Below are 16,602 nucleotides of genomic sequence, written 5' to 3'. Positions count from 1 at the left end.
GGATTGAACGGCCGGGCCGGGAGGGGCCTCGGTAAGTTTCAACGGCTTCCCGGCTTGACACATCCGGTGAGACACGGACCCCGACCTTCGAAGGCTGTTGGGTGATGCGATTGAAAGAAGGGAGGAATTCATCATGAAAAGGAAAAGCAAAGCATGACCCCCATTGAAAAATACAGAGCCATCGTGATCGGATCCGGCCAGGGCGGGACCCCCCTTTCCATGGCCATGGCCGCAGCCGGCTGGAAGACGGCCCTGATCGAACGCGCCCACGTCGGCGGAACGTGCATCAATGAAGGGTGCACTCCGACAAAGACGATGGTCGCAAGTGCGCGGGCGGCGGATATGGCGCGCCGAGCCGGAGATTACGGGGTGAAGACCGGACGGGTTGAAGTGGATATGGAAGCCGTGCGCAAACGAAAACGGGACATCGTCGCGAGCTTTCACGAGGGATCCCGGCAGCGCATCAAAAAAACAGAGGGACTGGATCTCATCATGGGGCAGGCCCGTTTCACGGCTCCGGGCAGGGTGGCAATTCGCCTGAACGACGGCGGAACCCGGACGCTTTCGGCGGACACGATCATCATCGATACGGGGACCCGTCTCCGGATACCTTCGTTGCCCGGTCTGGATGGGGTGGGTGCCCTGGATTCCACGTCGATCATGGAACTGGATACGGTCCCGGAACACCTGTTGGTGATCGGCGGCGGCTATATCGGCGTGGAATTCGGACAGATGTTCCGGCGCTTTGGCAGCCGGGTCACCCTCGTGCAGCGGGGCAAGCAGCTGTTGCCCCGTGAAGACGAGGACATCGCCCGGAAAATCCTGGAAATCCTGCAGGAAGACGGCGTGAATGTTTTAACTGAAACCGAGCCGCTCGGAGTGAGTCGCGGCTCCCGCGGACGGATCGAGCTCACGCTGCGCGCGCCTTCCGGCGAGAGCCGCCTGATCGGAAGCCACCTCCTGGCGGCTGCTGGGAGAGTCCCCAACACCGATATGCTGGATCCTGAGACTGCGGGCATCGAGTTGGACCGGCGGGGATACATCAAAGTGAACGAGCGGCTGGAGACTTCGGCGGAAGGCGTCTTCGCTGCAGGAGACGTCAAGGGCGGACCGGCGTTTACACACATCTCCTATGACGATTTCCGCATTCTCCGGACCAACCTGCTGCAGGAAGGCAAGGCCGACACGAACGGCCGGTTCGTCCCCTACACGGTTTTCATGGATCCCCAATTGGGACGGATCGGCCTGACCGAGAAGGAAGTCCGCGAAAACGGACGCCGATATCTCGTGGCCGAAATGCCGATGGCGCATGTTGCGCGGGCCATCGAAACCGGCGAGACGCGGGGAGCGATGAAGGTCATCGTGGATCCCGAGACGGAGCAGATCCTGGGAGCGGCGATTCTGGGCATGGATGGCGGCGAAGTCATGGCGGCCCTGCAGATGGCCATGATGGGCGGCGTGCCTTATCCATCCATCCGGGACGGGATTTTCGCGCATCCCACCCTGGCCGAGTCGTTTAATAACCTTTTTGCGGCGCCGCAGACTCGGCAAAGATAAAGATCCCAGGCGCAGGCCCTTCGGCACCACGATTCTTTCCACAAGATCGAACAGCCGCTGGGCCAAAAGGGCCATCCCGAGAATCACATTTCCGCAGGCGGGAACCTTGACCGCCCGGATGCCATAGCCCATCTTTCTGCGCAGCTGCAAAACCGTCTCGCGCGAGATCGTCTCATCCAGCAATGAGATCACGCCGGCATCCGGCAAAACAAGTCCCATGACAAGACGCAGAACGGTTGATTTTCCACATCCGCTCGGACCGATCAGAACCGTCGTCCGGCCCGCCGCGACCTCGAGATCGATCGATCGGACGGCCCGGACTCCGCCAAAAGACTTGCTGACGTTTCTCAATCTCAACATATCGAGATTTTCATCGGCTGACATCCTGGAAGGAGATTATCACAATAAACAAAGAAGAAATCAATTTTATCGCCTTGACAGGGGTTTCCGGATGCCGGTATAAAAGCCTTATCCGCGTTTCTAGGATTGTCCACCCGGCACCCTCCTGTGAGCGAGCGCGGGAATTCTCCTCAAAGGAGTTTGCGATGCAAAGAAGAGATTTTTTCAAGTATGGGATCGGAAGCGCGGGGTTGGCACTCGGGGCGGGACGGCCGTTTCAGGGGAATGAAGGGTTCGTCTCGCGCACCGGACCCCACGGACGCCCCTGGTGGGTCAAGGAGATCGACAGCCCGAAACTGCCCATCCAGGACGATGTCTATTCCCGATTCGATGCTTCGAAAAACGTCTTTGGGTCATTCATCAAGTACTACGGCCTGGACAATGCCAAGGAACTGAGGGTCCGGAGTCTGGAGCTGGAGCAGCTTTACTATCGGGAAAACAAGCCCGGCTACCGTCTCCAGGACCATGCTCTGGCCGACGCCGCTTGGACGGTCTCGAGGGCGGGCGGATTGAATCGAGGCCTCCGATCCTGGACGCGCCGATCCATACCTTCACCGGCCGACCGCGGTTTCGACAGGTACCAAGGAACCCCGGAAGAGGCGGCCCGGATTATCAAACAAGCCGCCCGCTATTTCGGGGCGGCGACCACGGGGATCGCGATCCTGGACCGCCGGCATATCCATTCCCGGGAGATGGGCCGGGATATCGTCTTCGAGCCCGTCGATGAGCCTTACGACACCTCCGAAAAACTCGTCATTCCCGATGCCTGCCGATACGCCGTTGCCGTGAGCATCCATCAATCTCTCGATAACATTCAGTGCTCCCCCACCGCCGTCGGCAGTGCCGGGGCGTCGCTCGGCTACAGCCGGGCGGAATTCCTGGTCGCATCCCTCGCTGAATTCATCCGCGGATTGGGCTATGTCGCCATTCCGAGCGTCAATGACTTGGGTTCCAGCGTGGCCATCGCCGTCGATGCCGGCCTCGGCGAGCTGGGCCGAACCAACCGGCTCGTCACTCCCGAATACGGACCCAACGTCCGTCTGGCCAAGGTCCTGACCGATCTGCCCCTGGCTGTCGATAAACCCATCGATTTCGGGTTGCTTGAATTTTGCAGGATCTGCAAACGCTGCGCGGAGGCGTGCCACCCCCGAGCCCTGTCCTTCGACGACGAACCGTCGTTTGAAGTCAAGGGGGAATGGAACAATCCCGGCCATAAGGCCTGGTTCGAGGATGAACCCAAGTGCTTCGCCTACTGGCAGGAATCGGTCTCGGGATGCAGCATCTGCGTCGGCGTCTGTCCCTGGTCCAAAAAGGACAAGACCATGATCCACGAGATCGTCAAAACCGCCGGCGCCAAGATTCCCGCGCTCAGCGGCTTTTTTACGACCATGGACAAGGCTTTCGGCTACGGCCGGCAACGCGATGCGGCCGAATGGTGGACGCTGGATATTCCCGAATACGGGATCGATACCCGGCCGAGGAAAGGTTAAGGTCATGAATCGCCGGAAAAACTGGCTTCATTGGCTGACGCGCGGCCTCTGGCTCCTCTGGCTTGCCTTCTGGGCCGAAGTCGCCATCGGGTCCTGGAAAGAGCTCGAGAGCCGGGCTTTCACGATCTCTCTCATCGTCTTCGTCGTCAGCCTGGTCGTGGGCGCGGGCCTCTGGTTGAAAGGCCGGGCCCGCTCTTCGCACAAGGCCTCATGAGCGAACGCGGCGCCGCGCCGGGCCCGCTTTCCTTCCGGTTCGGACCGGACGTCCTTCACGACATCGGCGCCGCACATGGTAAGGAATGGCTGGTCACGAACGGCATCGGGGGTTTTGCCTCCTCGTCCGTGATCGGGCTGAACACGCGCCGCTATCATGGCCTCCTCGTGGCCTCCCTGCACCCGCCGGTCCAGAGACGCATCCTCGTGAGTTCCGTCGATGAGACGGTCATTCTCGGGGAGAGGTCGTTCGAGCTCGGCGTCCACCAGTATCCCGGCGTGATCCATCCCCAAGGACACGTCTATCTCACTTCTTTCGATTTCAAATTCCATCCTCTTTTTTCCTACGAGGTGGGTGGAGCCCCCCTGACGAAAGCCATCTGGATGGAGCACGGCAGGAACACGACGTTCATCCGATATGCATGGCATGGGAAAGAGAGTCTCCGAATACGCCTTCGTCCCATGCTGAACGACCGGGATTATCACGGGATGCAGCGAGCTTCGGATGACCCGGATCGTTACTTGATCCGCCGAGAAGAATTCCATTTGGACGTTCGATCCTCCCCCGACGCCGTTCCCTATTTTGTCGCTTGGTCCCAGGGATCGTTCCATCCCGAAAGCGACTGGTACTACCGCACGGAATATGCCTTGGAGCGGGAGCGGGGGCTCGATTTCCAGGAGGACCTTTTCAGCCCCGGCTTCATTGAGACGGACCTTTCGCCCGGCACTCCGCTTTTCCTGAGGCTTTCGACGGACACGCCGGTCCCTCCGTTCGAGCTGGGGGGAGAGGCGCCTGCAAGCCTCGTAACGTTCGTGAGGAGGAAAGAGGAGTTATTGGCCCATCAAGCCGGGGCCCTGTCCCCCGAACGGGCTCGGCTCGTCCTCTCCGCCGACGAGCACATCGTGAAGCGTGAATCCACCCGGTCCGAGACGGTCATCGCCGGCTACCCCTGGTTCACGGACTGGGGCAGGGACACGATGATCGCCTTGCCCGGCTTGGCCCTGGCCACGGGCCGGTATGACGAGGCCAAGGCTGTCCTGAGGACCTTCGCTTCGTTCATCGACCGGGGGATGATCCCCAATCTTTTTCCGGACGGAGGGCAACCACCGGAATTCAATTCGGCGGATGGGACCCTGTGGTTCGTCGTCGCTCTTCACAAGTACTTCGAAAAAACCGGAGATCTAGCCTTCCTGGAGGAGATATCCCCCCGGCTGGACGAGATCGCCTCGGAACACATCAAAGGGACGAGATTCGGGATCAGGGTCGCCGCGGACGGTCTGCTTGCGGCGGGCGGGCCGGGAACACAGCTGACCTGGATGGACGCCAAGGTCGGCGACAAGGTGATCACCCCGCGCTTCGGTAAGCCGGTCGAGGTCAACGCCCTGTGGATCAACGTCCTCTTCATTCTCGAGCGGTTCAAGAGCCGGCTGAAGAAGGCTCCGTCCCTCCCTCTCGACCCGCGACAAACGCGCCGGGAATTCGTCCGCCGGTTCTGGAATCCCGAAGAGAAATGCCTTTACGATGTCGTCGACGGCCCGAACAAGGACGCGACCATCCGGCCCAACCAGATCTTCGCCGCGGCCCTGCCTTTTCCTCTGCTGAGCCGGACGCGGGCGCGTCACATGCTCGCCTCCGTCAAAAAGCACCTCCTGACGCCTCTGGGGCTGAGGACTCTTGACCGAAACCATCCGGATTATCGGCCCCGCTATCGTGGGGACCCCGTTGAGAGAGATTCCGCTTATCATCAGGGCACGGCCTGGCCGTGGTTGATCGGGCCTTATCTTCAGGCCTATGCCTATGCCTACGGAAAGCCCCGCCCCACGGGGCGCGTCTTGCGCCATCAGATCGCCCCCCTGTTCCGGCATCTGTCCGAAGCCGGCCTCGGCCATATCTCGGAGGTCGTGGACGGCGATTCGCCGCACGCGCCCGGCGGTTGCTTCGCCCAAGCCTGGTCTGTGGGGACCCTTCTCGAGGCGCTGGACACATTTGAGCCGGGAACGCGATCTTAAGGAGCTAACGGTGGAAAACACCCTGTCTGAGAGATTGTCGGGTCAAACCGCGGTCGTCACCGGAGCGAGCTCGGGGATCGGCCAAAGCGTCGCCATGGCCCTGGCCCGGGCCGGGGCCAACGTGGTCATCAACTACGGCACCCGGCGCGAGCCCGCGGAGCAAATGGCCGTCGACCTCACGAAAGAGGGCCGCCAGGCCATGACGTTCCAGGCGGACGTCAGCCGGGAGGACCAGGTCGCCCGCATGTTCCAAGCCGCGATCGCACGCTTCGGCACCGTCCACATCCTCGTCAACAACGCGGGCATCCAGAAGGATTCCCCGGTCGTTTCGATGAGCCTCGCGGATTGGCAGAAAGTGATCGACATCAACCTCACCGGGCAGTTCCTCTGTGCCCGGGAGGCGGCCCGCGAGTTCCTGCGCCGGGGCGTTCAGCCGGAGATCTCCTCGGCGGCGGGAAAGATCATCTGTATCAGCTCGGTCCACGAGATCATTCCCTGGGCCAACCACGCCAACTACGCCGCTTCCAAGGGCGGTGTCCTCCTCCTCATGAAGACGCTGGCCCAGGAGCTCGCCCCTCACAAGATCCGCGTCAACAGCATCGCACCCGGGGCTGTCAAGACCGCGATCAACCGTTCCGCCTGGTCGACGCCGGAGGGGCGCGAGGGGATGATGAAATTGATCCCGTACGGGCGGCTCGGAGAACCGGGCGACATCGCGGCCGCCGCGGTCTGGCTGGCCGGCGACGACTCGGACTACGTCAACGGAACGACGATCTTCGTCGACGGCGGCATGACCCTTTATCCGGGCTTTACCTCGGGAGGGTGAGGAGAGCGTCCGGCGGAGCGAAGGAGATAGACCGATGGCCGAAGGAAAAGCTGGGGGAGCGGAAAGGAAGCGGCTCGCAGACAACAATGAGCACCGGGTTTTTTGGAAGAAATGGGGCCCCTATCTGAGCGAGCGGCAATGGGGCACGGTCCGAGAAGACTACAGTGAAAACGGGACGGCCTGGGAGGACTTCCCGCACGACCATGCCCGGTCCCGAGCCTACCGTTGGGGAGAAGACGGGATCGCCGGCATTTCGGACATCAACCAGGACCTCTGTTTCGCTCTGGCGCTCTGGAACGGGCAGGACGAGATCCTGAAGGAGAGGCTGTTCGGCCTGACCGGCAACGAGGGCAATCACGGCGAGGACGTCAAAGAGCTCTATTATTATCTGGACAACACGCCGACCCATTCTTACATGAAATATCTCTACAAATATCCCCATGAGCGGTTCCCCTATGAAGAGCTCAGAGCTGAGAACCGTAGGCGGTCGAAGACCGAGCCCGAATACGAGCTGCTCGACACCGGCCTTTTCGACCACAACGCCTATTTCGACGTCTTCGTGGAGTACGCCAAGCGGGAATTCGATGACATGTTCATCAAGATCGCCGTCTTCAATCGCGGAGCCGAGGCGGCAGAGATCACCGTGCTTCCCACGCTCTGGTTCCGGAACACCTGGTCCTTCGGCAAGATCAAGAAGAAGCCTTCCATTCGAGAGATCCCTGCCGGCGGGAACGTCCGGGCCCTCCGGGCCGAACACGAGACGCTGGGCCGCACGTTCCTCTTCGGGCAGAGCGCGGATGACGTCCTGTTCACGGAAAACGAGACCAACTACGAGCGGCTCTTCGGCGTCAATAATCCGAGTCCTCGGACGAAAGACGCCTTCCACTCTATCATCGTCCACGGCCAACCGCCGAACCCGCCGGACTCTAAAGAAGGGACAAAGGCCGCCTTTGTCTACCGACTCACCGTTCCGGCCGGCGGGGATCGGACGATCTGGTTGAGATTCGCCGCTCAGAATTCCGAAGACGACCCTTTCCACGATACCGAAGCCGTTCTCAAAGCCCGGCTGTCCGAGGCGGATGCGTTTTATGCGCCTTTTGTTCCGCCCGGCGCCGGTCCCGATGCGGCTCTCGTCCAACGCCAGGCCTTCGCCGGACTCCTGTGGTCGAAACAATATTACAACTACGAGATCGAAACCTGGCTCCGGGGCGACCCCGGGCAGCCCCGGCCGCCGGAATCCAGAAAGCGGGGTCGGAACGCCGACTGGCCCTATCTCTTTAATCGCGATGTCATCAGCATGCCCGACAAGTGGGAATACCCCTGGTATGCGACATGGGATCTCGCTTTTCACTGTGTCTCTCTCGCCCTGATCGACCCCCACGATGCCAAGAGACAGCTCATTCTGTTTCTGAGGGAATGGTATATGCATCCGAACGGCCAGCTCCCGGCCTACGAGTGGGCCCTCGGAGATGTCAATCCTCCCGTCCATGCCTGGGCCTGCCTGCGCGTCTACGAAATCGAAAGGGAGATGACGGGGCGAGGAGACGTCGCATTCCTGAAACGGACCTTCCACAAACTCCTGCTCAACTTCACATGGTGGGTCAATCGCAAAGACCTCGAAGGGCGCAACATCTTCCAAGGCGGGTTCCTGGGCCTCGACAACATCGGAATCTTCGACCGAAGCCGGCCTTTGCCGACGGGCGGGCATCTCGAGCAGGCCGACGCCACAGGTTGGATGGCGATGTACGCATTGAATATGATGGTCATCGCCCTGGAGATCGCCGCGACCGATCCGGCCTATGAGGACGTGGCCTCCAAGTTCTTCGAACACTTCGCTCACATCGCCGAAGCTTTCAACAGCTGGGGCGGCGAAGACCGGGTCCGGCTCTGGAATGAAGAGGACGGTTTCTTCTACGACGCCGTCCACTCCGACGACGGCCGCTCGATCGAGCTGAAAATCCGGTCTCTCGTCGGCATCATCCCTCTGTATGCCGTGGCCGTCATGGATTCCTCCATTTTGACGAAGTTCCCGGGATTCGCGAAGCGGCTGCGCTGGTTCCGCGAGAACCGCAAGGCCCTGGACAAGAGCCTCGTCGTCGAAGAGATCTCCGGCGTCGAGACGATCCTCTTCTCCCTGCTCAAGAGGGATCACCTCGCCCGCATCCTCAAACGGGTTCTGGACGAAAAGGAATTTCTGGCCCCGGGCGGCATTCGGTCCCTATCCAAAGAACATCGGGATCGCCCCTTTTCGCTGTCCCTGCCCGGTGGTCGCTTCAGCATCCCCTATGAGCCGGGGGAATCGACAAGCTCTCTCTTTGGAGGAAACTCCAACTGGCGGGGCCCGATCTGGATGCCGACCAACTATCTTCTGATCGAATCTCTCAAGCTATTCGGACACTATTTCGGCGATTCTTTTCAGGTTGAGTGCCCCACAGGGTCGGGGCAGACAGCCGAGCTGGGAGAGGTCGCCCGCCGGCTGGCCCATCGGCTTTGCAGCATCTTTTTCGAAGACGACAAAGGCCGCCGCCCGATCCACGGCCGTGAGACCCGTTATGCCGACGACCCCTATTTTCGGAATCTGGTCCTTTTCTACGAACATTTCCATGGAGACACATGCAGGGGGATCGGAGCCTCTCATCAAACAGGCTGGACGGCCCTGATCGCCAACCTCATCAAGGAGACCGGTTGAATGCTCCCATTCAATATCCTAAAATCATGCCGTCGGATTTGTTTCTCCAGGGAATCATGCAACCGAATTACGACCTGCAGTTTTCCGTCATTTTTGAAAGGCGGACGATGAAAGAGATAAAAACTCTCGGCATAGACCTGGGAGGGACAAAAGTCGAGACGGCCCTTATCGATGAACGGGGCCGGGTCCTGTCCTCCCATCGAGAGCCGACTCATCCGGACCGCGGGCCGAAAAGGATCATCGACGATATCGTCAACTGCATCGATAAGTGCCTGGACAAGGGTGCCGGGCGGGCCACAGCCCTGGGCATCGGCGTTGCCGGCCAAGTCGACAAAGAGGGCGTCGTCCGGGCCTCTCCGAACCTCGGCTGGACCGATGTTCCTCTCAAATCGCTTCTCGAAGCCAAAACCGGGTTGCCCGTTGCCGTCATCAACGACGTGCGAGCCGCCCTCTGGGGGGAATGGCGTCATGGCGCCGGACGGGGCACCGACGATCTGGTTGTCGTCTTCGTCGGAACGGGCATTGGCGGGGGGGTCGTCAGCGGCGGCCGGGTCCTCGAAGGCTGCGGGAACGCCGCCGGAGAGCTCGGTCATATGGTCATCGTCCGGGACGGGAGGAAATGCCATTGCCCCAACCACGGCTGCCTGGAAGCCTACGCGGGCGGCTGGGCCATCGCCGAACGAGCGCAGGCCTCAGTCCGCTCCGACCCGGTCGCGGGACAACGCCTGGTCTCCCTGGCCGGAAGCGTCGAAGACATCACGGCGGAGACCGTTGCCCGGGCGTTCGGTGCACAAGACGCCCTGGCCCGGCGGCTGATCGAGGAAACGGCGGACCTCCTCGGCCAAGGTCTAGTCGGCGTCGTCAATGCTTTCAACCCCTGTCGCCTTGTCCTCGGCGGCGGTGTCATCGAGGGGCTCCCCGAAATGATCTCTATTATTGAGAAGACCGTCCGCAGCCGGGCTCTCGAAGCGGCGTCGGAAGGGCTGATGATCGTCCGCGCGGCATTGGGGACACAGGCCGGGACCATCGGAGCGGCCGCCCTGGCCCGGGAGAGAACATAAAGGAGGAGAATCATGGAACTTGCCGTCATCGGACTCGGCCGCATGGGCGGCAACATGGCCGAACGACTTGCAGCCGGAGGTCACCGGGTCATCGGTTACGCCCGCCATGCCGAGACGATCGAAGCCGCCGAGAAAAAAGGCATTGTCGGAGCCTCTTCCCTGGAGGATCTCGTGTCACACATGGCTCCGCCGCGGGTGATCTGGATCATGATCCCCGTAGGAAAGCCCATTGACGAGACCCTTGAAACCCTTGTCCCGATGCTGGCGCCCGACGACGTCATCATCGACGGCGGCAACTCCTTTTACAAGGACACGATGCGCAGGGCTTTGGAGCTGCGGGAGAAGAAGATCCATTATGTGGACTGCGGGACAAGCGGGGGGATCTGGGGCCTCAAGGAAGGCTACAGTTTGATGATCGGCGGCGAAGAAGATGCCGTTCGGCATCTCCGTCCCATCTTCGAAACTCTGGCCCCCGCCCCGGATAAGGGCTGGGGACATGTCGGACCTTCCGGGGCCGGTCATTTCGTCAAAATGATCCACAACGGCATCGAATACGGGCTGATGCAGGCCTATGCGGAGGGTTACGCCCTCATGAAAGGCAAAACCGAGTTCGACTTGGATCTCCACCGAATCTCCGAGATCTGGCGATTCGGGAGCGTCGTCCGATCCTGGCTCCTCGACCTCGCGGCGGAAGCCCTTGCTGAAGATCATGGTTTGGACGCCGTTTTGCCTTATGTCTCCGATTCCGGAGAGGGACGTTGGACCGTGATGGAGGCGATCGAGCAAGGTCAAACGGCGCCGGTCATCACTCTTTCTCTCATGCAGCGTTTCCACTCGCAGGACAGCTTCGGCTTTGCGGACAGGGTTCTGGCCGTCCTTCGGAAAAAGTTCGGCGGCCACGAGATTAAAAAGAAGGAATAGCCGTGGCGGACAAAACGATCGATCCTCATGTTTTCGTGATCTTCGGGGCGACCGGGGATCTGGCCCAAAAAAAGCTCATCCCGGCCCTGTACGAATTGATCCGGCAAGCCCACCTTGAAAAGACCTGTCGAATTCTCGGGGTCGGCTCCAAAGACATCGGCGATGACGGTTTCCGAAAAAAAACCACGGAAGCTCTGACGCAGGCCGGCTTTTCCAAGGCTGAAGCCGGGGCCTGGTGCTCCGCCTGCATTCACTATCAACCGGTGGACCTTTCTTCCGCCGGCAACGCCGTTCTGTCTTCGCGCATCGCGGATCTTGAAAAGACGTATCGTTTGCCGGGAAACCGGACCTTTTATCTCGCACTCCCCCCACCCCTTTTCCCCGACGCCATCCGGCACATCGGCGACTCGGGCCTGAACAGAAGCCACGGCTGGACCCGGCTCGTCGTTGAAAAACCGTTCGGCCGGGACGGAGCCACAGCCGGGGATTTAAACAGATTGATCTTCAAGTATTTCGATGAACCTCAGATCTTCCGCATCGACCACTACCTCGGAAAGGAGACGGTCCAAAACCTTCTCGTGTTCCGGTTCGCCAACACCATCTTCGAATCGCTGTGGAACCGGGACAGGATCGGCAGCGTGGAAATCACCGCCGCCGAGACGATCGGCGTCGAAGATCGGGCCCGCTATTATGACGGCGCGGGAGCCTTGCGCGACATCATCCAGAACCACCTGACGCAGCTCCTGGCCCTTGTCGCGATGGAACCGCCGGCCCTCTTCGATCCGGAGTCGATCCGGAACGAGAAACTCAAGGTCCTCCAGTCCATCGGGCCCCTGGAGCCGGAATCCGCGGTCTTCGGCCAATACACCACCGGGGAGATCGACGGACATGCCGCCAGGAGTTACCGGGAAGAACCGGGTGTCCGTGCGGATTCCATCACGGAAACCTATGTGGCCATTCGAGTCCGAATCGACAACTGGCGGTGGCAGGGCGTTCCCTTTTTCCTCCGGACCGGAAAACGCCTGGCCCGCCGCTTGACCCGGATCGCCGTAAACTTCCGGCGCCCCCCCGTCTGTATGTTCAAGTCTTCCGGCGGTTGCCGGATCGAGCCCAACCGGCTGGTGATCTCGGTCCAGCCCGATGAGGGGTTTCGTCTCTTTTTTGATATCAAGGAACCCGGAGAGCCCTTGCGACTGAGGACCGAAGACCTGCGTTTTCGTTATGCCGAGGCCTTCGGGAAATTGCCGGAAGCCTATCAGACACTCCTCAGGGATGTCCTCACCGGCGACCCAACCCTCTTTGTCAGATCGGACGAGGTGGAAACGTCATGGAGACTCTATGCGCCTCTGCTTGAAAAACGCTCTCTCCCGTCCTTTTATCAAGCGGGCTCCTGGGGACCGGCCGAGGCCGACGCGCTGATCGTCCGGGACGGACAGTCATGGTTGAATACGTGAGGGATGCCGAAGTCTTACGATTCGACCGGCTCGACAACGCAAATCGGGCCCTGGCCGAACGCCTCGCCGAAGTCGCCGTCGAGACCGTCCGGAATCGGGAACGATTCACCCTCGCCCTCGCCGGAGGTTCGACTCCGCGAGGGCTTTACGAATGTCTCGCCGCGCATTATCAAAAGCGGATCCCCTGGGACCGGACTCATCTCTTTTGGGGAGACGAGCGCTGGGTTCCCAAGACGGATCAGGCAAGCAACTATCGCATGGCTCATGATACTCTGATTTCAAGAATTCCCGTCCCGGCTGTAAATGTCCACCCCATGCCTGTCGATATCGGGCCGCCCGCCGAAGTCGCGCTTGCGTACGAGAAGATCCTGAGAAAATTCTTTGAGTCAAGCGACAGGGACACCCCGGAGAAGACTTTTGATGTGTTTCTGCTCGGCGTCGGGGCGGACGGTCACACGGCCTCGCTGTTTCCTGAAGACCCCGTCCTCGAAGAGCGAACACGGTGGGTCCGAAGCGTAACGGCGCCCGGCGCCATGACCCCGCGGAAGAGGATCACGCTCACTCTGCCTCCCATTATCGTTTCCCGATACGCCTTTGTTCTTGCCGCGGGTCCGGAAAAAGCCGGGGTGGTCGACCTCCTCCTCCGGAATCCCGATGAAGCCCGGCGGCGATTTCCCGCAGCCCGAGTCCGAACACGGGCGGGATCGACATGGTTTGTTGCCACGAAGAGATAAATCGACTAATATATACAAATATGATCGGGATTCCGATAAATTCATGATCGAAACTTCAGGAAAAAAGCGAAATGAGCTCTTTTGCAACCCGCGTTCAATCCGAATGCCGATCGGATCTCACCGCCGCCGGGATCGGCATCATCCAAGTCAATGTCGGGCTCAAGTGCAATCTGAGCTGCCGTCACTGCCATCTGGAATGCGGTCCGGAACGGTGGGAGTCCATGTCCCGGCCCGTCATGAGGACCGTGCTTTCGGCGGCCGATCGTGTGAAGCCGGAACTGGTCGACATTACGGGAGGCGCTCCCGAACTCCACCCGCAGATCAGGGATTTCATCCGGGCGCTTCGTGAAAGCGGGAATGCAGTCCAACTCCGGACGAACCTCACGGTGCTGTCAGAGCCGGGCTTGGAGGACCTGCCGGAATTCCTGAAAGAAAACCGTGTCCGTCTCGTCGCCTCCCTTCCCTGCTATCTCGAAGAGAACGTCTGCGCACAGAGAGGCCGCGGCGTCTACGGGAAGAGCGTCGAAATGCTGACCCGGCTCAATGCTCGCGGTTACGGCCGATCGCCGGAGCTGCCCTTGATACTCGTTTATAATCCCGGCGGACCATTTCTTCCGCCGAACCAGTTCGAACTCGAAAAGGACTACCGCCGGGAACTCGACAGCCGATTCGGCATCGCCTTTACGGAACTTCTGACGATCACCAACATGCCCCTCGGGCGATTCTGGGAGACTCTGAAACAGGAGATGAAGGATGGAGAGTACATGAAACTCCTCCACGACAGGTTCAATTGCCGGACAGTCGACAATCTGATGTGCCGCCGTCAAATCAGTATCGGCTGGGATGGAACCCTTTATGACTGCGATTTCAACATGGTCCTCGGACTGCCCATCGGCGGCGGGTTGCCCCGCAAGATCGAACATTTCGAACCGGAAAGGTATGCCGCAAGAAAAATTCGGACCGGAGATCACTGTTTCGGCTGCACGGCCGGATTCGGATCCTCCTGCGGAGGCGCGCTTGCCGCCGGAAAGAACTGAAACAGGCTCGAAAAAGCCGAGCCTCGCCAAACCCATCGCCCTCTTCGCCGTTCTTCTGGCCTTGATTGTCCTGGCCCGCGTTTTCGACCTCGGCGGCCGCGTCGGCGAACTTCGGGCCTGGATTCTGGCTCTCGGCGGTTGGGGACCTTTCGTTTATATTCTGATCTATATTGCGGCCGTGGTCCTGGCCGTTCCGGGTTCGGCCGTGACCGTCGTGGCCGGCGTCCTTTTCGGTTCCGTCCGCGGTATCGCCGTCGTCAGCGCCGGCTCGACAATCGGCGCCGCCCTGGCCTTCCTGATCGCCCGGCATATCGCCAGAGACTCCGTCGCCCGTCGATTCGAAACGAACGCCAAGTTTCAATCGCTCGACCGCCTGACAAGAGACCATGGGGCCGCGATCGTCGCCATCACCCGCCTCGTGCCGCTCTTTCCGTTCAATCTTCTCAATTTCGGTTTCGGGCTGACCCATGTCCGCTTCCGGACCTATGTCTTCTGGTCCTGGCTGTGCATGTTGCCGGGAACGGTCCTCTACGTCGTGGGCTCGGATGCCGTGTCGACCGCCGTCGCCCAAAGAAGAATTCCCTGGGTTCTGGTTTTTGTCCTCGTGGCCGTGGCGGCCCTACTCGCGGTTCTTGTCCGGGAGGCCCGAAAAAAACTCAGAGAGAAGGAGGGTCAAAATGCCCGAATCTAAACCGTTTCATGTCGTTCCCGGCGACGCGCACGATAACGTTCTGATCGCCAACGCCCATCCCCCATCCTGGGTGAACCCGGAGCCGGCCTCGAGCTATAACCTCGTGGTCATCGGCGCCGGCACCGCGGGACTGGTCGCGGCGGCCGGGGGCGCCGCGGTGGGGGCCAGGGTGGCACTCATCGAGAAAGCTCTGATGGGTGGCGACTGCCTGAACTATGGCTGTGTGCCCTCCAAAGCCGTCATCCGTTCCTCCCGGACCGCGGCCGAAATCCGGAACGCCGCGGATTTCGGGATTGTTGCGGGCGGTCCTGTCGATATCGACTTCGCCAAAGTCATGGAGCGGATGCGGCGCCTTCGGGCGCAGATCAGCGGACACGATTCGGCCGAACGGTTTAAAGGCCTGGGCGTGGACGTGTTCCTTGGGGAGGCCCGCTTCTTCGACAAACGCAGGATCGAGGTCGGCGGAAAGTTCCTGAAATTCGCCAAGGCCCTGATCGCCACGGGAGCCAAGCCGATTCATCCCCCGATCCCAGGGCTGGCCGAGGCGGGGTTTCTGACCAATGAAACGGTATTTACGCTGACCCGAAGACCGGAGTCGCTGGCCGTCATCGGCGGAGGGCCGATTGGTTGCGAACTGGCTCAGGCTTTCCGCCGCCTGGGTTCGAAGGTCACGATCATCCAGAGGGACGTTCAATTTCTGCCTCGGGAAGACCGGGATGCAGCGGAGCTCCTGGGCTGCGTTTTCGCCGAGGAAGACATCGTCTGCAAACTCAATGCTCGGATCACGCAGGTGACGGTCTTGAACGGAAAAAAACGCATCCATTTCACGGTCGACGGCCGCGAGGAGATGATCGAGGCCGAAGAAATCCTTGTCGGTGCCGGCCGGGCTCCGAACGTCGAGGGTCTGAATCTCGAAGCGGCCGGCGTGGATTTCGATGCGCGCTCCGGCGTCAAGGTCAACGGTTATCTTCAGACGACAAATCGGCGCATCTACGCGGCGGGAGACGTCGCCTTCCCCTTCAAGTTCACCCACATAGCCGAAGCGACGGCCCGGATCGTCGTTCAGAACGCCCTTTTCCTGAAAAGCAAGAAGACGAAATCTCTGACCATTCCCTGGTGCACCTACACCGACCCCGAGATCGCCCACGTCGGGATGTCCGAGAAGGAAGCCCAGGCCGCGGGGATCAAGGTCCGGACATTCGTTCGCCCGTTCAAAGACGTTGACAGGGCCGTCCTCGACGGCGAAGACAACGGTTTTGTCAAAATCCACGTCAAGAAGGAGAAGGATCGGATTGTGGGCGCAACGATCGTCGGCCGCCATGCCGGGGAGATGATCAGTGAGATCACCGCGGTCATGGCCGCCGGCAAGGGGGTCAAGCTCCTGGCCGCCTCGGTCATCCATCCCTATCCCACCCAGGCCGATGCCGTCAAACAGGCCTCCGGGCAGTATTACGCCGGCCTGATGAAACCTTTCCTGAAAAAAGCCCTTGGAAAGTGGTTTTCCTGGAAAAGGTAAGGGA

The 16,602-nt window shown here is 60.6% G+C and carries 13 protein-coding genes; all 13 read left to right on the top strand.

From position 1 onward, the window contains the following. Positions 1-153 precede the first annotated feature (153 nt). On the top strand, positions 154-1,557 hold the full coding sequence (locus SCM96_08235; protein MDW7760612.1) for a mercuric reductase: 1,404 nt from the start codon (positions 154-156) through the stop codon (positions 1,555-1,557). A gap of 545 nt (positions 1,558-2,102) precedes the next feature. Further along, the gene (locus tag SCM96_08230; protein ID MDW7760611.1) at positions 2,103-3,446 is read left to right on the top strand and encodes a reductive dehalogenase; all 1,344 of its coding nucleotides are present in this window, start codon (positions 2,103-2,105) and stop codon (positions 3,444-3,446) included. A 4-nt stretch (positions 3,447-3,450) separates the two neighbouring features. Then, positions 3,451-3,660, top strand: a complete 210-nt coding sequence (locus SCM96_08225) for a hypothetical protein (protein ID MDW7760610.1) — start codon at positions 3,451-3,453, stop codon at positions 3,658-3,660. Then, positions 3,657-5,669: an amylo-alpha-1,6-glucosidase gene (locus SCM96_08220; protein ID MDW7760609.1), complete on the top strand. Its 2,013-nt coding sequence runs from the start codon at positions 3,657-3,659 to the stop codon at positions 5,667-5,669. The genes SCM96_08225 and SCM96_08220 overlap by 4 nt, the downstream gene beginning before the upstream one ends. A 10-nt stretch (positions 5,670-5,679) precedes the next feature. Further along, positions 5,680-6,495: an SDR family oxidoreductase gene (locus tag SCM96_08215; GenBank protein ID MDW7760608.1), complete on the top strand. Its 816-nt coding sequence runs from the start codon at positions 5,680-5,682 to the stop codon at positions 6,493-6,495. Between the two features lie 34 nt (positions 6,496-6,529). Beyond that, on the top strand, positions 6,530-9,184 hold the full coding sequence (locus tag SCM96_08210) for a glucosidase (GenBank protein MDW7760607.1): 2,655 nt from the start codon (positions 6,530-6,532) through the stop codon (positions 9,182-9,184). Then, positions 9,181-10,245 carry an ROK family protein gene (locus tag SCM96_08205; protein ID MDW7760606.1) on the top strand — a complete coding sequence of 355 codons (1,065 nt, stop codon included), beginning with the start codon at positions 9,181-9,183 and terminating at the stop codon, positions 10,243-10,245. The genes SCM96_08210 and SCM96_08205 overlap by 4 nt, the downstream gene beginning before the upstream one ends. Positions 10,246-10,257: 12 nt before the next feature. Further along, entirely contained in the window at positions 10,258-11,166 is a 909-nt protein-coding gene (gene gnd, locus SCM96_08200; protein MDW7760605.1) for a decarboxylating 6-phosphogluconate dehydrogenase, read from the top strand. Positions 11,167-11,168: 2 nt separating this feature from the next. Next, positions 11,169-12,620, top strand: a complete 1,452-nt coding sequence (gene zwf / locus SCM96_08195) for a glucose-6-phosphate dehydrogenase (protein MDW7760604.1) — start codon at positions 11,169-11,171, stop codon at positions 12,618-12,620. Beyond that, positions 12,605-13,354, top strand: a complete 750-nt coding sequence (pgl, locus tag SCM96_08190) for a 6-phosphogluconolactonase (GenBank protein ID MDW7760603.1) — start codon at positions 12,605-12,607, stop codon at positions 13,352-13,354. Before zwf ends, pgl begins: the two co-directional genes overlap by 16 nt. A gap of 71 nt (positions 13,355-13,425) precedes the next feature. Next, on the top strand, positions 13,426-14,391 hold the full coding sequence (arsS, locus tag SCM96_08185; protein ID MDW7760602.1) for an arsenosugar biosynthesis radical SAM protein ArsS: 966 nt from the start codon (positions 13,426-13,428) through the stop codon (positions 14,389-14,391). Next, positions 14,372-15,082: a TVP38/TMEM64 family protein gene (locus SCM96_08180; GenBank protein MDW7760601.1), complete on the top strand. Its 711-nt coding sequence runs from the start codon at positions 14,372-14,374 to the stop codon at positions 15,080-15,082. Before arsS ends, SCM96_08180 begins: the two co-directional genes overlap by 20 nt. Continuing rightward, positions 15,069-16,598, top strand: a complete 1,530-nt coding sequence (locus tag SCM96_08175; GenBank protein ID MDW7760600.1) for a mercuric reductase — start codon at positions 15,069-15,071, stop codon at positions 16,596-16,598. Before SCM96_08180 ends, SCM96_08175 begins: the two co-directional genes overlap by 14 nt. Positions 16,599-16,602: the final 4 nt, after the last annotated feature.

The sequence above is a fragment of the Acidobacteriota bacterium genome, assembly GCA_033549365.1.
In the GTDB taxonomy this organism is placed as follows: domain Bacteria; phylum Acidobacteriota; class Aminicenantia; order Aminicenantales; family Saccharicenantaceae; genus JAWSUF01.
This window is presented reverse-complemented; position numbering and strand designations above follow the sequence as displayed.